Source organism: Pantoea sp. Lu_F5_004, assembly GCF_051136245.1.
GTDB classification, from domain to species: domain Bacteria; phylum Pseudomonadota; class Gammaproteobacteria; order Enterobacterales; family Enterobacteriaceae; genus Pantoea; species Pantoea agglomerans.
In genome coordinates this window covers 1,213,443-1,232,799 of the sequence record NZ_CP194946.1, presented here as the reverse complement: position 1 = coordinate 1,232,799, position 19,357 = coordinate 1,213,443, and the positions used below count along the sequence as shown (strand labels likewise).

Annotated in this window: 17 protein-coding genes, 1 tRNA gene and 2 pseudogenes; 4 read left to right on the top strand and 16 right to left on the bottom strand. The window is 48.6% G+C overall.

What is annotated here, in order from left to right:
• Positions 1-40: 40 nt before the first annotated feature.
• The 10 genes from mlaA to ccmA form a co-directional block, all read right to left on the bottom strand.
• Positions 41-805 (bottom strand): phospholipid-binding lipoprotein MlaA, encoded by a 765-nt coding sequence (mlaA, locus tag ACR8BN_RS05875; protein ID WP_010257927.1) that lies wholly within the window; start codon positions 803-805, stop codon positions 41-43.
• Between the two features lie 150 nt (positions 806-955).
• Positions 956-2,167, bottom strand: a complete 1,212-nt coding sequence (ccmI, locus tag ACR8BN_RS05870) for a c-type cytochrome biogenesis protein CcmI (RefSeq protein ID WP_434747402.1) — start codon at positions 2,165-2,167, stop codon at positions 956-958.
• Positions 2,167-2,619: a cytochrome c-type biogenesis protein gene (locus tag ACR8BN_RS05865; RefSeq protein ID WP_080760127.1), complete on the bottom strand. Its 453-nt coding sequence runs from the start codon at positions 2,617-2,619 to the stop codon at positions 2,167-2,169. The genes ccmI and ACR8BN_RS05865 overlap by 1 nt, the downstream gene beginning before the upstream one ends.
• Positions 2,616-3,173 carry a DsbE family thiol:disulfide interchange protein gene (locus tag ACR8BN_RS05860; protein WP_208443310.1) on the bottom strand — a complete coding sequence of 186 codons (558 nt, stop codon included), beginning with the start codon at positions 3,171-3,173 and terminating at the stop codon, positions 2,616-2,618. The genes ACR8BN_RS05865 and ACR8BN_RS05860 overlap by 4 nt, the downstream gene beginning before the upstream one ends.
• Positions 3,170-5,128, bottom strand: coding sequence for a heme lyase CcmF/NrfE family subunit (locus ACR8BN_RS05855; protein ID WP_434747401.1), 1,959 nt, complete (start codon positions 5,126-5,128; stop codon positions 3,170-3,172). Before ACR8BN_RS05855 ends, ACR8BN_RS05860 begins: the two co-directional genes overlap by 4 nt.
• Positions 5,125-5,610 (bottom strand): cytochrome c maturation protein CcmE, encoded by a 486-nt coding sequence (gene ccmE, locus ACR8BN_RS05850; protein WP_434747400.1) that lies wholly within the window; start codon positions 5,608-5,610, stop codon positions 5,125-5,127. Before ccmE ends, ACR8BN_RS05855 begins: the two co-directional genes overlap by 4 nt.
• A complete protein-coding gene (ccmD, locus tag ACR8BN_RS05845) occupies positions 5,607-5,840 on the bottom strand; it encodes a heme exporter protein CcmD (RefSeq protein WP_010257916.1) in 234 nt (77 codons plus the stop codon). Before ccmD ends, ccmE begins: the two co-directional genes overlap by 4 nt.
• A complete protein-coding gene (locus ACR8BN_RS05840) occupies positions 5,837-6,577 on the bottom strand; it encodes a heme ABC transporter permease (protein WP_010257913.1) in 741 nt (246 codons plus the stop codon). Before ACR8BN_RS05840 ends, ccmD begins: the two co-directional genes overlap by 4 nt.
• A 68-nt stretch (positions 6,578-6,645) precedes the next feature.
• On the bottom strand, positions 6,646-7,305 hold the full coding sequence (ccmB, locus tag ACR8BN_RS05835; RefSeq protein ID WP_010671428.1) for a heme exporter protein CcmB: 660 nt from the start codon (positions 7,303-7,305) through the stop codon (positions 6,646-6,648).
• Positions 7,305-7,922: a cytochrome c biogenesis heme-transporting ATPase CcmA gene (ccmA, locus tag ACR8BN_RS05830; protein WP_434747399.1), complete on the bottom strand. Its 618-nt coding sequence runs from the start codon at positions 7,920-7,922 to the stop codon at positions 7,305-7,307. The genes ccmB and ccmA overlap by 1 nt, the downstream gene beginning before the upstream one ends.
• 242 nt (positions 7,923-8,164) lie before the next feature.
• Between ccmA and ACR8BN_RS05825 the strand changes: the two genes are divergently transcribed.
• The 3 genes from ACR8BN_RS05825 (at position 8,165) to ACR8BN_RS05815 (ending at position 10,915) form a co-directional block, all read left to right on the top strand.
• Positions 8,165-9,100, top strand: coding sequence for a formate/nitrite transporter family protein (locus tag ACR8BN_RS05825; RefSeq protein WP_434747398.1), 936 nt, complete (start codon positions 8,165-8,167; stop codon positions 9,098-9,100).
• Between the two features lie 295 nt (positions 9,101-9,395).
• Positions 9,396-9,470, top strand: a tRNA-Arg gene (locus ACR8BN_RS05820).
• Positions 9,471-9,649: 179 nt separating this feature from the next.
• Positions 9,650-10,915: a tyrosine-type recombinase/integrase gene (locus tag ACR8BN_RS05815; protein WP_434747397.1), complete on the top strand. Its 1,266-nt coding sequence runs from the start codon at positions 9,650-9,652 to the stop codon at positions 10,913-10,915.
• Positions 10,916-10,975: 60 nt separating this feature from the next.
• Here the strand turns inward: ACR8BN_RS05815 and ACR8BN_RS05810 are convergent, their stop codons facing one another.
• The 5 genes from ACR8BN_RS05810 to ACR8BN_RS05790 all read right to left on the bottom strand — a co-directional run bounded on the left by ACR8BN_RS05810 (position 10,976) and on the right by ACR8BN_RS05790 (position 16,405).
• Positions 10,976-12,145 carry a S8 family serine peptidase gene (locus ACR8BN_RS05810; protein ID WP_434747396.1) on the bottom strand — a complete coding sequence of 390 codons (1,170 nt, stop codon included), beginning with the start codon at positions 12,143-12,145 and terminating at the stop codon, positions 10,976-10,978.
• Entirely contained in the window at positions 12,142-13,989 is a 1,848-nt protein-coding gene (locus ACR8BN_RS05805) for an ABC transporter ATP-binding protein (RefSeq protein ID WP_434747395.1), read from the bottom strand. The genes ACR8BN_RS05810 and ACR8BN_RS05805 overlap by 4 nt, the downstream gene beginning before the upstream one ends.
• 69 nt (positions 13,990-14,058) lie before the next feature.
• Complete coding sequence (locus tag ACR8BN_RS05800) at positions 14,059-14,232, bottom strand: hypothetical protein (RefSeq protein WP_215480540.1); 174 nt, start codon at positions 14,230-14,232, stop codon at positions 14,059-14,061.
• 38 nt (positions 14,233-14,270) lie between these two features.
• Positions 14,271-15,593, bottom strand: a complete 1,323-nt coding sequence (locus ACR8BN_RS05795; RefSeq protein WP_434747394.1) for a radical SAM protein — start codon at positions 15,591-15,593, stop codon at positions 14,271-14,273.
• Between the two features lie 17 nt (positions 15,594-15,610).
• The gene (locus tag ACR8BN_RS05790) at positions 15,611-16,405 is read right to left on the bottom strand and encodes a hypothetical protein (protein WP_434747393.1); all 795 of its coding nucleotides are present in this window, start codon (positions 16,403-16,405) and stop codon (positions 15,611-15,613) included.
• A 566-nt stretch (positions 16,406-16,971) separates the two neighbouring features.
• Here ACR8BN_RS05790 and ACR8BN_RS05785 point away from each other — a divergent pair.
• A pseudogene (locus ACR8BN_RS05785) lies at positions 16,972-17,569 on the top strand (MFS transporter); the annotation flags it as partial.
• Here the strand turns inward: ACR8BN_RS05785 and ACR8BN_RS05780 are convergent.
• A pseudogene (locus ACR8BN_RS05780) lies at positions 17,563-18,611 on the bottom strand (IS3 family transposase); the annotation flags it as partial. The pseudogenes ACR8BN_RS05785 and ACR8BN_RS05780 overlap by 7 nt on opposite strands.
• Between the last annotated feature and the right edge of the window lie 746 nt (positions 18,612-19,357).

The following is a 19,357-nucleotide window of genomic DNA, read 5'->3' as shown; positions in this document are numbered from 1 at the left end:
GAGGCATAAACCGCCATCCCTGGCGGCGCAGCGCGGGCGATTACTCGGCGTCAATATCCTTCAGGTCATCCTGAATCGCAGCCGCGTTAGGATTATCTTCCGGCTTGAGCTTGCCGCCGCGCGCCAGGAAGTCATGACGCTGGAAGTAAGCATTACGGATAAAGGCGTACGGATCGCTCTGCTGTTTCAGGATTGCATCAGAGTCCAGCAGCTGCGCGCGAGTCTCAATCCCTTCAAGCGTCCATTTACCAATCGACATTGGCCAGGTCAGCCAGCCAAGGATCGGATAAAGCGTATCAACGTAGTCGCCGCCATCCTGACGCACCGTAAAGCTGCCGTAAGCAGGCAACTCAACATAAGGCCCGTAGCCGACGCCATAGTGACCGAGCGTAGTACCGAAACGGTGCGGCTCTTCACGCGCCAGTTCCGGATTCGCTTTACCGGCAACATCAATGAAGCCGCCCAGTCCCAGCACGCTGTTCAGGAAGAAACGGGTGAAGTGAATACCTGCATCACGTCCGTTACCGATCAGGATGGCGTTGACCATGCTGGCAGGTTCTTCCAGGTTGCCGAGGAAATTGCTCAGGCCGGTACGTGCCGGCACCGGCACATAATCACGCCAGGCCACAGCGACCGGACGCAATACATACGGATCCAGCACGTTGTAGTTAAAGTTAAACATCGTGCGGTTAAAGCCTTCGAAAGGATCGCTGCGCTGAGCAGGATCGCTATTCGCCGGCTTTGAACTGGCACAACCTACCAGAAGGACGCTGGCGACAGCCAGGCTGGTCAGGCGATAATTCATTCCAATCTCCCTGTGCGGATGAAAAAGGTCTACCCATCGTTCAGGTCACAGCCCGGTATCGAATCGACTTACCCGATGAGCATAGCTGACTTTGTGCCAGAGGCAGCAGGCAATGGCACGCATCATCCTGAACGCGGTCAGTTGATGCGTTCAGGGAAGCTGCTGATTAATCTCTACCGCGATCGGCTGATGCCCATCCCAGGGCGTCACTGCGCTCAGGCCCAGCCAGTCACCCGGCCGGGGATTGGCGCTGCCATCGCGGGAGATTCGCACCCGGACCTCGACCTGATGCTGCGCCGAAAGCAGGCGATCCGGCATCATGGCGTTGCTGTCATCCAGCGTCAGCGACAGCGGGAAGTGACTGAGCGGCATCCGCTTAACAGCCACCGGCACCGGTGAAGCACCGTCAGAAACCGAAATATACAACACTCCGTCCTGCGGTAACATTTTTTCTGCCTTAGGTGCCAGCGTCACGGTCAGCGCCAGTTGACGACTCTGTTGCCCGGCGGCACTTCTGGCCTTTTCGATGCTGCGGGCGATCATAGCGTGTCGCGAATCACCGGCCGGCAACAGACCCAGCAGGGTCTGCCATGCGTCGATAGCCTGATCATATTGCTGCTGTCCGTAAGCATTAAATGCCAGCAGGCTCAGCGTACGCAGGTTTTGCGGATCCGCTTTTAGCAATGCCTGCAGCAGCAGTGACGCCTGACGGTTATCCTGCGGATCAGGAGATCGCGTCAGGACTTCGGCATAATCCTGTTTTAGCGCCAGATCGTTGGGAGCAAGCTGTAGCGCATGCTCAAATGCCTGGCTGGCGATATCGGCATTATTCAGCACCATGCCGAGCCGTCCCAGCATCGTCCAGTCAGCCAGATTATCCGGTTCCGTTTGCAACGCGGTACGCAATCCGAGCTGTAAACGCGCCAGCTCCTCCATGCTCAGCGGTTTAGCGCCAGGATCCATCAGTCGGGCACGCAGCTCAGGATACGCCTGCTGCACCTGCTTCCAGCCCGTGAGCTGTGCCAGGCCACCGGTTTTCAGGTAAGTCCCCAGCGATACCCCAATCAGCACGATCAGGCCTGGCAGCAAAATCCAGCGGCTGCTGCTGTGTGACTTCATCGTCTGTGCCGGCGGAATATCCGCCAGCAGTGTCTGCTGTAACTCCCGCTCCATCAGCGGACGCTCAGCGACGACGCCCTGATCTTCATCCTGCGCCAGCTCATCTATCCGCTGGTGGTAGAAGCGCTGATTAAGGCGATCGCGATCGCCTGTGCTGGCCTGACGTTGCCGCCAGCCCGCCGCCATAAACAGCGTACAGGCCGCCAGCAGTAACAGAAAAAGGGTGATCCAACATGCACTCATTACGGCTTCCTGTCTGACTTCAGTAGCGCATTAAGACGCTGTTGCTCATCTTCATCCAGCTCACTGCGGGTTTTTCGCTGACGGCTGCGCAGGATAATAACCGCGCCGCCCAGCAGCGCAAACAGCGCCGGACCAGCCCACAAAACCAGGGTTGAGGGCGTGACCGGTGGCGAATAGCTGACGAAGTTGCCGTAACGCGCCACCATATAGTCGATGATCTGCTGGCGACTCTGGCCCTGTTTCATCAGCTGATAGACTTTCATCCGCATATCGGCGGCAATCATGGCATTTGAGTCGGCGATGCTGTTGTTCTGGCACTTCGGACACCGCAGTGAAGCGGTCAGGTCGCGGTATTGTTCTTCCTGGGCCACCGAGTCAAATTGCAGCGTGTCGATGCTTGCCCACAAGTTGATACTGAACAGCAAGCCGCAGAGCAGTAACAGCGTTCTCATGATCCCGCCTCCGCGCTGTATTTCACCCACAAGGGTTTCACTTCCTGATCCCAGACGCGCGCATTGAGATCGCCCGCGTGGCGATAACGGATGATCCCTTTACCGTCGATCAGAAAGGTTTCCGGCGCGCCATAGACGCCGAGATCCAGTCCCAGCATGCCGTTGCCATCATAGAGGCTAAGCGCGTAGGGGTTACCCAGCGTATTCAGCCAGTTAACCGCCTTGTGACGATCGTCTTTGTAGTTCAGCCCGACGACGCGAATGCCCCGCTCCGCCAGCGTATTCAGATACTGATGCTCGGCGCGACAGGTCGGACACCAGGTCGCCCAGACGTTCAGCAATATCGGTTTACCATCTGTCAGCACGCGCTGGTCGTAGGTTTTGCCTGGCTGATCGAGTGCTTCCAGCCGGAACAGCGGCACAGGCTTGCCGATCAGAGCGGATTCGAGACGGGTCGGATCGTCGCCATCGGCATTACGTGTCAGCTGCCACAGCAGCGCCGCCGCCAGCAACAGAAACAGCATCAGGGGAATAAACAGGATTTTCTTGTTCATATCCGCTCCTCAATTCCCGCTTTTTTGCGCGAGCGATAACGGGGATCAAACAGGCAGAACAGCCCACCCAACGCCATCAGCGCGCCACCGAACCAGATCCAGCGGACAAAGGGTTTGTAGTAGATGCGCACGGCCCAGCCGCCATCCTCCAGCTCTTCGCCCAGCGCCGCATAGAGATCGCGGCTGAAACCCCCATCAATCGCCGCTTCGGTCATCATGGTGCGGGCGGCCGTATAAAAGCGTTTCTCTGCCTGCAGCGTCGCTTCATGTTTGCCGTTGCGCGTGACATCGATGATGCCCATGCCACCGCTGTAGTTAGGCCCCTGCAGATTCTGCACGCCGCGGAAGACAAAATGATAGTGATGAATATCAATGTTATCACCCGCCTTCATCCGCACATCGCGTTCCACGCTGTACTGGGTGCTGAATGCAATACCGATCACCGTCACCCCCACCCCAAGATGGCCCAGTACCATGCCCCAGTGACTGCGCGACAGGTGACGTAAACCGGCAAAGAACGGATGACGGTGAGTGGCGCGCTCATGCAGTTCCAGCAGCGTCAGCACGATAATCCAGAGTGACATCAGCAGGCCAACCACGGTCATCGCCTCAATGCGATCCTGCAGCCACCAGGGAATAATCATGGAACATGCCAGAGTCACGATCAGCGCCAGCGCCAGCCGTTTTGCCAGCTTCTGCGGCTCATCGCGACGCCAGCGCACCAGCGGTCCGATCCCCATCAGCAGCGCAAACGGCGCCATCAGCCAGCTGAACATGGTATTGAAGAACGGCTCACCGACCGAAATGCTGCCCAGGCCCAGTTGCTTGTGCACCAGCGGCAACAGCGTGCCGAGCAGAACCACCAGCATCGCGGCAATCAGCAGCACGTTATTACCCAGCAAAAACGATTCGCGCGACCAGGTTTCATTCTGCACCCGGCCACGTACCTGCCCGCCTTTAATCGCGTAGAGCAGGAGCGAACTGCCGATAACAATCACCAGAAACGCGAGGATAAACATCCCGCGTGCCGGATCGGAGGCGAAGGAATGCACCGACACCAGCACCCCGGATCGCACCAGGAACGTCCCCAGCAGGCTCAGCGAAAACGCGGTAATCGCCAGCAGCACGGTCCAGGCCTTAAAGGTGCCTCGCTTTTCAGTGACCGCCAGCGAGTGCATCAGGGCGGTGCCTGCCAGCCACGGCATAAACGACGCATTTTCAACCGGGTCCCAGAACCACCAGCCGCCCCAGCCCAGCTCGTAATAGGCCCAGGCCGAGCCAAGGACGATACCAATCGTCAGAAAGACCCAGGCCGCCGTGGTCCAGGGACGCGACCAGCGCGCCCAGGCCGTATCCAGCCGACCGGCCATCAGCGAGGCGATAGCAAAGGCAAACGCCACCGAAAAGCCGACATAGCCCATATAGAGCAGCGGCGGATGGAAGATCAGGCCGATATCCTGCAGCATCGGATTCAGGTCGTGCCCGTCTATCGGAAAGTCCGGCAGCGTGCGGCCAAATGGATTCGAGGTCAGCAGGATAAACAGCAGGAAGCCGAGATTGATCATCCCCATGACCGCCAGCACGCGTGCCAGCGCATCCTGCGGCATACCGCGACTGAATATCGCCACCGCCAATGTCCAGGTGCTGAGCAGCAACACCCACAACAGCAGCGATCCTTCATGCGCGCCCCAGGTGGCGGCAATGCGATAATAAACCGGCAGCAGACTGTTGGAGTTTGTAACGACATAGGCAACGGTAAAATCGTTGCTGATAAAGGCCCAGACCAGCAGCGCAAAAGCCGCCGCGATGCAGATAAACAGACCGCAAGCCAGCGGACGCGCCATCGCCATCAGGCGGGCATCCTGGCGCACTGCGCCCCACAGCGGATAGCTGCTCAGCAGCAGGGAGAGCCCCAGCGCCAGACAGAGCAGAAAAGTACCAATCTCGGGCATCATGATGATTTATTTCCCGCCTGATACAGGGACTGCGGGCCGGTGTGATTACTCTTCATCGCGTCTTCAATCTCCGGCGGCGTATATTTCTCATCATGTTTCGCCAGCACTTCTTTGGCGATCACGTGGTTGCCCGCCGCCAGCACGCCCTGTGCGACGACGCCCTGCCCTTCACGGAACAGATCCGGCAGGATGCCTTCAAAACTGACGCTGACCACGCCGCGGGCATCATAAAGTTTGAACGACACGGCAAGCGTATTCGGATCGCGCCGGACGCTGCCGGGCATCACCATGCCGCCGACGCGCAGCCGCTGGCCCGCTTCGGGCTTCTCGTGCGCCTCGCCTTTGCCGTAGAGGATTTCACCTGGGGTATAGAACAGATCGATGTTTGAGCGCAGCGCATACATCACCAGCGCGGTGGCCAGGCCGAGGCCGAGCAGAATCGCCACTGCCGCATAGAGGCGGTTGCGTCGACGGGTATTCACAATGTCTCTCCTGCCGCTTCAGCCGCGGCTTTTTTCGATTTCGCTGCCCGGATGCGGCGTTCCCGCGCGTCGCGCTGGCGGATCTCAGCCAGCAGGCGGCGGCGCAGCAACAGGGTATGCAGCGTCAGCCCGACAAGCGGAATCAGCGTGCAGGCAACCGCCAGCCAGACATAGAAGGCGTAGCCCCCCATCTCAAAGAAAGCGTGCCAGGAGGAAAAGGCGGGTGTCATGCCTGCTCTCCTCGCTTCGCCACATCAATCGCCCAGGGACGATGACGTTCGGTTAACAGAATCAGGTTGCGCAGCCGCATCAGGGTCAGCGTGATAAACACCAGCAGATAACCGATGATTGCCCAGCGCAGCGGTGTTCGCATCACCGGCGCAATCGCCTGCTGGAGAATGCCCGACGAGCCCTGATGCAGGGTATTCCACCACTGCACTGAGAAGTGAATGATCGGCAGATTAACTACGCCGACCAGAATGAGAACACCCGCGGCCCGCCCTGCGGTGCGGCGGTCATCAAAAGCGTGCCAGAGCGCAATCACGCCCATATAGAGGAACAGCAGTACCAGCTCCGAAGTGAGGCGTGCATCCCAGATCCACCAGGTCCCCCACATCGGCTTACCCCATGCGGATCCGGTGACCAGCGCAATAAAGGTAAAGACCGCGCCCACCGGTGCCATGGCGGCGGAAACCAGATCGGCCATTTTCATCTGCCACACCAGGCCGATAAAGGCGGCGATGGCCATCGAGGCATAAATGCCCATCGACCACATCGCGGCAGGCACATGAATGTACATGATGCGGAAACTGTCGCCCTGCTGATAGTCAGCGGGAGCAAATCCAAAGCCCCAGGCCCAGCCCAGCAGCAACGCCGCCAGCCCTGAGATGGCGAACCACGGCACCAGTCGCCCCGAAAACTGATAGAGCCGTTCGGGCCTGGCCAGCTGATGTAACGCTTTCCACATATCAAATGCTCACATTAACGATAAAAGAGTGTTGCCGCGTCTTTTACGCGCGGTTATTTCAACGGCTGTTATTGCAAAGTAATTCTTAGCGCTGCCGCCGTGGCAAACGGGGAGAGCGTGGCGCTGCCCAGCAGCATCGCGCCGAGAATCGCCAGATAGCCATTAATCGGTAACCCCTGACTGGCCGCCTCCATCGCCGCACTGGCGAAGATCAAGACCGGAATAGCCAGCGGCAGCACCAGCAGGCTAAGCAGTACGCCACCACGCCGTAAACCCACCGTGAGACCTACACCAATGGCACCGAGAAAACTCAGGGTTGGCGTGCCGAGCAGCAGCGTCAAAGCCATCGCCCGCCAGCCATTAAAATCCAGTGACAGCAGCAGCGCGGCCAGCGGCGACAGGATAATCAGCGGCACGCCTGTGACCAGCCAGTGCGCCACTACTTTGCCGATAACCGTTACCGGCAGCGGCGTCGGCAGCAGTACCAGTTGCTCCAGCGAGCCATCGCTGAAGTCATCGCGAAACAGCCGCTCCAGCGCCAGCAGCGACGCCAGCAGCGCGGCAACCCAGGCTACGCCCGGTGCAATGCGTGCCAGCTGTTGCGGGTCAGGGCCGATGCCCAGCGGAAACAGGGTAATAACAATGAGGAAAAACCAGAGCGGATTGACCACATCAGCCCCGCCGCGAAAGGCGATGCGCAATTCACGCTGGATGAGGCGAAACAGCATCAGCCTGCCTCCCCGTCGCCGAGGCGAATTTTACGCACCCGCGCAGCATCCGCGGGCAAATCCTGATGGGTTGTCAGGATCACTGCGCCACCGTTATCGGCATGCCGGGCGAATTTCGCCATTAATTTTTTAACACCCGCTTTGTCGATGGCGGTCAGCGGCTCGTCGAGAATCCATATGCGGGCCTGGCTGAGCCATAGCCGCGCCAGCGCTACCCGACGCTGCTGACCCGCCGATAACCGGCTAACCGGCACCTCTTCGTCGCCCGTGAGATCGACGCTTTCCAGCGCAGCAAAGATCTGCGCATCACTGCAATCAGGATGGTAGAAACGCAGGTTTTCCAGCGGCGTAAGCACGCCTTTAACACCGGGATGATGGCCCAGATAGAGCATCGCCTGATGCCAGGCTTCGCGCTGCCGCAGAATTGGCTGCTGCTGCCAGCGTATTTCACCCTGTTCAGGACGGCTCAGACCAGCCAGCAGCCGCAAGAGTGAGGTCTTACCGGCACCATTAGGGCCTTCAATCTGCACAATGTCGCCTGCAGAGACGCGAAATGAGAGCTGCCGGAACAGCGTACGTTCGTCGTATGCACAAGTGAGCGTAATGATTTCCAACATCGAGGGGGGAATCGCACCAGCTAAAAGTGGCCGGGATATTACCACAATGTTGCTGTGGGCCGAAGTGTGAGCCACCGCTCAGTTTTGATGCCATGGGTTTATTCGTGCGGTATCGCCCGCAGTCTGAATAAAAATGCAGTTCCGAAAAACGTTGTTACGCTTATTCGCATCAATCGTTACATTATCGGCAAATAAAAAACGGCTACGCTTATTACGCGACAGCACTATCACCAGGAGAAAATATGAAGCCTTCATCAGGTAATGAACAGGGTCCTAACGACGTAGAGAGTGAAGAGAAGGATAAGGGCACTGACATCGAAGTCGATGAGGAGGCTTTACCCTCCCGCGCCGCCGCCATCCATGAAGAGATCCGCCAGGATGGGGAGAAGGAGCTGGAGCGCGATGGTATGGCGCTGCTCTGGTCAGCCATTGCGGCGGGCTTATCCATGGGCGCCTCGCTGATGGCGAAGGGGATATTTCAGGTGCATCTGGATGGCGTACCAGGGGCGTTCCTGCTTGAAAACCTGGGTTATACCTTTGGTTTTGTTATCGTCATCATGGCGCGTCAGCAGCTGTTTACCGAAAATACCGTTACGGCAGTCCTGCCGGTAATGCACAAACCGACCTGGAGTAATGGCGCTCTGCTATTACGTTTATGGGGCATCGTCTTGCTGGGTAACCTGATCGGGACGGCGCTGGGTGCGCTGGCGTTTAATGAGATGCCGATATTTGACGAGGCTACCCGTCAGGCGTTTACCAGCATCAGTATGAAGGTGATGGACAATACGCCCGGCGAGATGTTTGCCAATGCGGTGATCTCCGGCTGGATTATCGCCACCATGGTCTGGATGTTCCCCTCGGCGGGCGGCGCCAAACTGCTGGTGATTGTGATGATGACCTGGCTGGTTGCGCTGGGTGATCTGGCGCATATCGTGGTGGGATCGGTGGAAGTGCTCTATCTGGTCTTTAATGGCAGCATCAGCTGGCATGAATTCTTCTGGCCGTTTGCCCTGCCGACGCTGCTCGGCAACATTACCGGCGGCACGCTGATTTTTGCCCTGATCAGCCATGCGCAGATCCGCAACGACATGAGTGAAGCGGCTGTAGCTAAAGCGAAGGCTGAGAAGAAGAAGCAGGAGAAACGTCGCCAGCGTGAAGAGCAGGAAAAGGCTGAGTAAGAAGAAAGGCAGACAGTTTACCCTGTCTGCCTTTCTGGTCTGTTTGCTGAAGGCGATTTGCCAGGCGGGCGTCTGAAAAACGTTTACTGGAAGTGTCTGCTGCAAAGGGGGAGTGAAGATTTTAGAGTCGGGGTGCCGCTTCAGTCTGGATGACATCCCGGACTTCAGTACAGCTGTTTCCGCTTTCTGCACGTAACGTTAGCGTGCGCAGAAAACCGGGATTGCTGGCGGAATGAGCAAACGGACGGCGATGTAGTGAATCTCACTGCCTGTTTGCGCTATACTGCGCGCCGCTGTCCTCTTAGTTAAATGGATATAACGAGCCCCTCCTAAGGGCTAGTTGCAGGTTCGATTCCTGCAGGGGACACCAAATGCCAGTCTCTCAACGTATCTCAATGTCTACTTTACCTATTCCATTCAGTCACTTAACTCATCTTGATAGTCCACCTGCGTCTCCAGCGGGCTCACAAAATCCACATTGTCATGTTGGTACAATTGTTGGTATGTTTGGTTCGATAATGCAGATACCATCAGCCGGGGATTTTTACTATGCCGCTCACTGAGTTAAAGGTAAGAAATGCTAAGGCTGCTATGAAACCGGTCAAAATGACAGACGGTAATGGTATGCATCTTTTGATTACCCCACACGGTTCCAAATACTGGCGTTTTCAGTATCGCTTTGGTAGCAAACAAAAGATTCTTGCTCTCGGTGTTTATCCTGAGGTCACGTTATCGGAAGCCCGACGCAGAAGAGACGAAGCCAGGCAACTCGTGGCAAATGGCGTTGATCCAAGTGAAAAACGCAAAGCTGATAAGGTCGAGATCAAAGGGCTGCTGACATTTGAAAAGATTGCACGAGACTGGCATTCCAGTAACAGGACCTGGTCGGAAAGCCACAGAACGACTGTGTTAAGCAGTCTTGAGAGTCATTTATTCCCCATTATTGGCAATCGTAATATCACAGAACTCAAAACCCGTGACTTACTGATTCCATTAAAAAGGGCTGAAGCAACAGGTCACTTGGAACTCGCTTCACGTCTTCAACAACGCATAACTGCGATCATGAGATATGCTGTCCACAATGCATTGATTGAGCAAAATCCTGCCTATGACCTCGCTGGTGCCGTAATTTCTAAAAAAAGTATTCACCGCCCTGCCCTTCCTTTAGAACGACTACCAGAGCTCATGCAACGTATAGAAGCTTACAACGGCAAAGGCATCACACAGATTGCGACCCAGCTTACACTCCTGACATTTGTACGTTCGAGTGAATTAAGATTTGCACGTTGGTCAGAGGTAGATTTTAAAAACGCTCTATGGACTATACCCGCAGAGCGCCAGGCACTTGCTGGGGTTAAATATTCAGCAAGAGGGGCAAAAATGAAAAGCCCTCATCTGGTGCCTTTAAGCAAACAAGCCAAAAAATTGTTGTTACAGCTACATGCAATCAGTGGTGGCAAAGACCTCATGTTCATCGGATTTAGTAATGACGACAAACCGATCAGTGAAAACACCGTCAACAAAGCCCTTAGAACCATGGGATACAATACCCAAACTGAAATTTGTGGGCATGGTTTTAGGACTATGGCTTGCAGTGCATTGATTGAATCCGGGCTTTGGTCAAGAGACGCCGTAGAGAGACAAATGAGCCATCAGGAGCGTAATAGCGTTAGAGCAGCTTACATTCATAAAGCACAGCATTTGGAAGAGCGAAAACTGATGTTGCAGTGGTGGGCTGACTATCTGGAAGCTTGTAAAGAAGAAGCACAAACACCTTTTTACTTCTCAAAAAAATCCCATTCTACAGGGACGTAATTTTTTGTGGATAGTTTTTAATTAATAAGCATAAAACACTTAGAGTTACTAACTTCTAATTCAGACAGTTATTCTTCCTGCACCATAAAATACATCAAAGAGGTCAGGATATTTTTCTTCTTTTCCAAATATCAACTCATGTCTTACCTGCTGGTGCAGATTTATAACCATAGATTCAAAGCTTGAATAGTTTTTATTCAAATCTCTCGAAGCCTTACTTTTTAAATTGTTAGCTAGTTCAATTGCTGTTTGGTTCATTGAGAGCGATAAATTTAGTGCTGCAACACCAGCCGCTACCGCGCAAGCTCCGCTTGTGCCTTTAAAATTATGCGTATATTTCTTGAGGTCTGCGGAGAGCGTAGTAAGACCTAAGTTTTTAATTTCTCCATTTGAAGAATAGGCATCATGTGATGGAGCACAAAGATCAATACCGGGTCCAAAACAAGAATAAGATGCTTTCTCATAAAAAGGGCTAATAGCTGATACAACTAATACATTGCTGAGAGTACTTAGATTATTGCTAAAATGAGATGAAAACTTCAGTTCACCATTAATATTTTGTGAGTATACTATCTTCTTATCCCCGTCATAGTTAATAGGGCAATTACTATTACCAGCTGACCACAAAAAAAGCACACCTTTACCTCTTCTCCCTCCTTGAGAGGATAAAGAAGAGATCAAATCAATACTTTCATTATTAAGAATAAAATCAGGAAGCTTTGACCATGTATTTACGAATATATCAACTTTATCCGAGAGAGCCTTAACAAACTGCTGAAATCCAGATTGGTTTATGATAAATCTGTTATCGTAAGGCCATCGGATCGGTAAAATCTTTACCGTAGGGGCAATACCTACAGGAAGGCTATTGCTCAATGGCCCAGCTATCAGACCACAAATTGCCGTTCCGTGCTTGAATTTATCAGAGAAAACTCTATCAGCTTTCGATTTATCTTTAGTTATATTAAGCTTACCGTTTTCAATGTAAGTAAATGCTTCAATATTATCTGAGTAATCATTACTAAAATTGTCAATCAAACACCCATCATCAGCTACTGCAACAACTATGTCACTATCACCAAAAGACTGATTTGAATTCCAATAATATTCAGCATTAACTGAACATAAAGAGCCTGATGTAAAAGAGGGATGCTTACCATGCAAGTGCCATTGGTGATCATAAAGAAGATTATCTTTTAAAAGAGAATTAAGGGCATCAAATGATTTCACTGAGCATCCTCCAGAGATACAGTTTCATTTTCCCAATGCTGTTTATATTCTTTACAACTTATCAAAAGTTCATGGTGCTTCCCTTCCGCGAATACACTACCATTTTTTATGAAAATCACTTTATCCATATCATTAATGATATCAACACTATGAGATATACATATTACTGTTTTATTCGAAAAAAAGTTTTTGAGATTTTCCAAAACTTTCGCTTTGGTATTTGGATCTAATGCTGAAGTTACTTCATCAAGTAAGAGAACATTATGTTTTTTAATTAAACCACGAGCTATATTTAACCTCTGCAATTGCCCACCCGACAAAGTAGAACCTTTATTCCCAATTTTTGTATTTAAAAGAGAGGTGAAACTTTCTTTTTCATTCATAAGGTCTTGCAAACAAACCGAACTCAGAACATGCTCAATTTCATTAATAGATAAGCTTTCCTTAGAAGTGCAAATATTATACAAAACCGTATCATCAAAGAAATTTGCGTCCTGAGATACATATGAAATGTTCTCTCTTAGACTTGAGGTATTGAAATCATCCAATTCAGATGTATTAATCAATATAGAGCCATGTCTTTCATAATCATATAAACCTAACAATAACTTTAAAATAGTTGATTTCCCACACCCTGTAGCACCGACTAAACCTACCTTTTCTCCTTTTTTAATTTTGAAGTTAATTTCTTTCAGGACCAACTTTTCGCCGTGTTTCATTGAGACGTTTTTAAACTCAATCAATTCGATATTATTTAGACAGTGACAACCTTCTTTTTCTTTTTCATTCTTTATCAGTGTGTTTAAGCTTGTATTGAATAAAGCATATGCACGAAACAAGGCAGTAAATTGGTCCATTAATGTCGAAAAAAGTCCCTCTAGCTTAAATATCAATGCGTACACAACAGCCACTTCACCTGAAGAAATACCTTTTGAAATCCATAGAAACAAGATCATCAGTGTTATGATAGCCATTATGAGTGAACTTGTAATAATCATTATCGTCTCTGATCTCGTAATTGACCTTAAATACAAAGCAGATTTATTTATAAAATCCTTTAGTGAAACCACTATCCTGTTAGATTCATTTACATCATTGTATTTAGAAAATAACTTCAGAGTTAAAACGTTATTGAAACTATCGCTAATTACTCCATTGACGTTCACGGATTGATTTGCCGACTCACGAGCTAGTTGTTTTGTTTTAGGAACATAAAATTTAGCAATAAAGAAAATCGCGAGCATCCACGTGAAAATTGGAGCAAGCAAATACAGGTTAATCGACGCCATAACAGAGAAGGAGAATATAAAAAAAGCGGTTGTAACCCAAATATTCTGGAAGAACAGAGAAGACATTTCATTGACAGCCTGACCAGCCTGCCAAATAGAAGATGTTATTTTACCAGGATTATTACTGTCAAAAAAAGCCATCTTATTTTTCAAGGTTTCTTTGTAGAGCTGAACTCGAACTAATGCACTTAATTTCGAGTAAACTGCTTGATTTATTGTTAGTAAATTTAAGCACCTTAATAGAGGCCTAATAAACAAAAGCATTGCCAAGAAAAGAATAATAAAAATTTGGTTATCGCTTAATGCTTTAATGATAGTATCGCGATCCCGACTAACCTCACTAATCAGATCAACAAGCTTTCCTGAAGAGTGAATTATAAAAACCTCACAACCAGAACATAATAAACCAAGTATGAAAAGTGAAGAAGCTAAAATCTTATGATCTAATGCAAGTTTAAGTAACACTCTTACAGAATTCTTTTCTTTTAGAAAACCATTATCCTCTTCAAATGGCTTAATAAAGCTCTCGAATTTTTTTAAAATAGAAGTTAGCATTTTCTATCCTTATTTAAGCAACAGCGCATAAGCGCTGTTGCTTATCCCTATTGATAATTAAGACCTCATTTAGAAGTGTCCACCAACACCCGGTCCGCCACCACCAGCGCCTACGGCACAGCAAAGAAACTCAAAATTACCTTCTTCATCTTCAGGATGTTTTGAAATAAAAGTAATTTCAACATCTTCATCCTCTACACTAATACTGTTTTCACTTTGATGCAATTTCGAATCAAGACTCATTTTACTCTCCTTTGATTGGAAAAAACACTACTCACACATCATTCCGCCAGAGACTGCTGTACTCCAAATTTTAGCAATTCCCTGGTGATATGACATATCGGGCCATGTTCAGCTATGCCATTCTTATCGTAACGTGCAGATAAGCATCCTGATGCACAACTCCATCTGGCAAAACATTTAGAACAATCACTAAATGAAGTGTTGTTAATTTGTCTTAAAGCGTTAACTTTTTTCACATCAAATTTAAAATTATTATCTTTGAATGTTCCAACATGGAATAAATCATAACCTTCATTTTCACTACGACTATATCGGTGACAACCTGCTACCTCCCCTTTTGGAGTAACAGCAAATTCTACGTTACAAAAACGACCACCTCTGCGATCTACATTACCCATTAATTTTTTTGTGACATTAATGCCATTTTTTTTAGCTAAAAAATAGGCTTCTTTAAATTGATCTATGAACTCTTGTTGTTTAGGTTTTGAAAGTTCACTATCTGTAGCTCGGCCAATCTCAGCCATTGGTTCCATGCGAACTTCCTTGGCTGATGTATAGTCCCTTATGTATTCGACCATTTCAACTAAACGTCCTGTTGATTCGCTAGATAAAGTTGTCCTAAAATGATATGGAACTCCATGCTTCGTTAATAACTCGCTTGTTCTAAGTAGCGCTTTTTGTGAACTTTTTCCATTCGGGAAAGAACGGTTCAATTGAAGGTCGGGTAATACGTCAAATGATAAAGTTACAAAGTCGATATTTTTTTTGAGCCACTTTGCCTTTTCATCATTGATCAACACTCCATTAGTTATTAATCTGATATAAGTATTCACGCCAGCCTCGTCAGCTTTATACTTGATATAATTATTTATCCATACAATCAATTCCCATTCCGTTGTAGGTTCTCCCCCTCCAAGGTATCTGAACTCTGCGGTGTTACTTGAGATTGATTTTGCATTTTCAATAGCAATGTCAACAGCCTTTTTAGCTATTTCTTTGCTCATTGCTTCACTCTTCTCACCTGTCGCCCTGGCATAACAGTAGTTACAAGCCAGATTACATGTTTCAGTAAGCAGCAAAGTGGCCTCAAACGGCTTAAAATCTTCAAGATCTTCTATTACAGGTAACGGCTTAATATTTTCTCCAATAACATTCCACTCGGACAGTTTTTTTATTATCGGATGATTTATTTCTTCAGCATTCAGATTAACATGATTTGTAAGCTTTTCAATTAATGGTAAAGATGCCTTACTACTTTTAAACGCTATACCTCTTAAAGGCAAATGTGAGTATATAAGCCCATCATCTCCTTCAAAGTGATACATAGGTGTATTCAATACTTTATGCTCCGATGAACTCATAACTCACCTCACTTTATTTAAAGTAATATAGTTTTTAATTTCTCTTCAAGTTCTACTTCTAAGTTAATTTCGTGCGCATTTCCTTTATCAAGAAAATTTGAGTGCCTTTTATTAAGAAGTCGATGCAAGTGGTAGTGAGATGGTTTCTTGATTAAGATTAATTTCATTCCATCGGGAAATTCAACACCACAGTGTCTTGTTTCATTCGCATACTTATCTGAAACTAATTTGGATTTATGGAATTTAAGGTTTAACTCTTTCTTCCAGACTCTTATATGTGGATTAATTAGCTTCTTGCCATACATGTCTTTGTACATTTTTGAATTTACAATATAAGACGAAGTAGAATTCAATGTATAGCATTCAGTCATTACGGCTTGGTGTTCAGCATAATCTGTGCAGATTTTCTCATAGAAAGAAAGATCATAAACATCATCCGCATCATGTTGCATAACCCAATCAACATCTTTTTTGTACAAAATGTCTAAGGCAGCATTGCGAGCTGATATTTGATCATAACCCCCATCTCGGGTCGAAGTTTCATAACCAGAACCATAGTTCCCACATTTAACTTCGAACTTATGCGAAAAACACTCTGATGATTCCAAAAAGGCATAATTTTGATTTATGTTTTCGTTATCAGTGATCAGAATAAGAATGTTAGAAACAAATTCAGAGCGTGCTGCAAAAGATAGTGTTTTAAAAGCCAGCAATAGCTCATCACAACTGACCGTGCAAAAAATCCCTACAGAACACCTATACTTAGCTTGCTTACAATATGCTGGATCAGTATTAATGATGTGTTCACTCACTACGCACCTCCATGGAATTCCAAGAAGCTAACTCATCAGTAACGTGAAAGGTTAAAATCAACCTAACACTACTTTTGTGAAGTTATATTCATCAGAAATGTTTCAGAATAGGCGGTTAGTATGTAAGTTTGTTAATTTTATGTTGCGTGTAAAACTTTGCATTAACTCTGGAGTATATGAAAATATCACTATTTATGGATGGACTCCCAACCATAAAACAGAACTTTCAACTACAAATATCACTTTTATTTATTAACTAAATGGCTTTTCCATATTAATAAGTTACATTTATTAAAATCTTAATACTCCTCTATATTTTGCTAATAATTCAAAAAAATATATTTATCATGCTAATTATACATGTGTTAGTAATCAAGAATTTCGTTTCTATATTTGAATGAAGTTTCCAGATTATTGCTCACATGTGAGTGAAAATTCACATCATGCCGTCTCATACGAGATGTGTTGTCCAGTCAAAACAATGAATGTCTTTTTGTATCCATAACCGCAGCTCTCGCTGGGCTTCTCCTTGGGCTTGATATAGGTATTATCTAAAGTGCCCTGCCACTCTGGGAGCTGCGATAGGAGCAATCTGTAACGGCTGGGTTTCAAATCGACTGGGAAGAAAGTACAGCCTTATGGCTGGAGCCATACTCTTCATAATGGGTTCCCTTGGATCAGCCTTCGCCACAAGTGTTGAAGCTCTGCTTACATTCAGGGTTTTACTCGGGCTGGCCGTTGGTATCGCCTCCTATACCGCCCCACTCTATCTGTCAGAGATGGCAACAGAGAATGTTCGTGGAAAAATGATTAGTCTTTACCAGCTCATGATCACCTTTGGTATTGTCGTAGCTTTCCTGTCGGATACAGCATTCAGTTACAGTGGCAACTGGCGGGCAATGCTGGGTGTTCTCGCGATACCAGCAGTAGTTCTTTTCGTCATGGTCATTTTCCTGCCAAACAGCCCCCGCTGGCTGGCTTCCAAGGGCATGCACGTTAAGGCGGAAGAAGTTCTGCGAATGCTTCTTGATACCTCAGTGAAAGCCAGACAGGAACTGAATGAGATAAGGGAAAGCCTTCGTATGAAGCAGGGAGGATTTGCTCTTTTCAGGCAAAACGGGAATGTTAGACGCGCCGTCTACCTTGGTATGTTGCTACTGATAATTCAGCGTGGAGTGCGGGCGACATTCGTTATAATCCTGACGCCATTCGCTGATGGTTTTCCTGGCATGACTGACGTCACTGAACCAGTGTTCATTCAGGCATTCATCGCGAAAGCGTCCGTTAAAACTCTCAACAAATCCGTTCTGTGTCAGCTTGCCGGGCTGGATAGGACGCAGCTCCACTCCATGCTCAAAGGCCCACTGATCGAGCGCGCGGCAGGTAAACTCCGGGCCCTGATCGGTTCTTATCGTAGCCGGATAGCCGCGAAACAGCGCAATGCTGTCCAGAATACGCGTGACCTGAACGCCTGAAATCCCGAAGGCAACAGTGACCGTCAGGCATTCCTTTATGAAGTCATCGACGCAGGTCAGGCACTTGATCCTGCGACCGGTAGCCAGCGCATCCATGACGAAATCCATCGACCAGGTCATGTTGGGCGCCGCCGGGCGGAGCAGCGGCAGACGTTCTGTTGCAAGCCCTTTACGACGACGTCTGCGTTTAACGCCCAGCCCGTTCAGATGATAAAGGCGGTACACGCGCTTGTGATTAACCAGAAGCCCTTCATGGCGCAGTAACTGCCATATGCGGCGGTAGCCTAAACGCCTGCGCTCCAGTGTCAGTTCAGTAATGCGCCCTGATAAATGGGCATCAGCAGCCGGATGCTGAGCGTCATAGCGGCAGGTCGACAGGGACAAACCTGTGAGTCAGCAGGCACGACGTTGCGACAGACCGGTCGCATCACACATCAACACCACGACTTCGCGCTTCTGGTCTGTCGTCAGCACTTTCGCCCAAGAGCCACCTGAAGCGCCTCCTTATCCAGCATGGTCTCGGCGAGCAGCTTCTTGAGTCTGGCGTTCTCTTCCTCAAGCGACTTCAGGCGCTTAACCTCAGGCACCTCCATGCCGCCATACTTCTTACGCCAGGTATAAAACGTGGCGTCGGAAATGGCGTGCTTACGGCAGAGTTCCCGGGCAGAAACTCCGGCTTCAGCCTCGCGGAGAATACTGATGATCTGTTCGTCGGAAAAACGCTTCTTCATGGGAATGTCCTCATGTGGCTTATGAAGACATTACTAACATCGCGGTGTATTAATCAACGGGGAGCAGGTCAATATCCTATATTTGCAAAAATCGCACTACACCGCACCCGCCTGCGGTTTACGTATTAAGAAATTATTTCAGTTTCGCTTTTCTTAAAAGCACTATCCCCGCCCGCGTCAGCAGAGGGTCTACGGCTCATACCCTTGACTGAAATCGTTGAAAGGAATTTCACTTTTTTCAGTTTCGCAACAACTTCAAGCCATCAAACTTTCATTCAACTTATTGATACTTAATGGAATTGTATTTTTTCGTGACCAAATAAATCAATCTCAGTCAAAATTATTGAAATATAATCCATTGATATTTGATGACTTTATCAGAATGACTATTGAAATTTTTCCATCCAAAAAGTAAGTCGGATGCTCACGTTCTGCCCGACATAGTAGTTAACCCTTAATCTCTTCCTCTCTAAGTAACTCAAGCACCTGTTTACGCTCATCCTGCCCAAGCGCGTTTAGCAGCTCCCTTACCCTTCCATCTCCAGCTAACGAACTGGGACTGAAAGTATGTAAAAACGAGACCATCATTACAAAGGTGTGCCTACATTCCAGATAGGTGCACTTGAAACAAACATCCGACAGCTGAAGATGCTTTCTGTTTTTTTACGTGCCGTTGCGCGCATCTGGCAAACCGGGCAAGTCATTTAGTATCAGCTCACCAATTGAGGTTAAAAACAGTATGATTT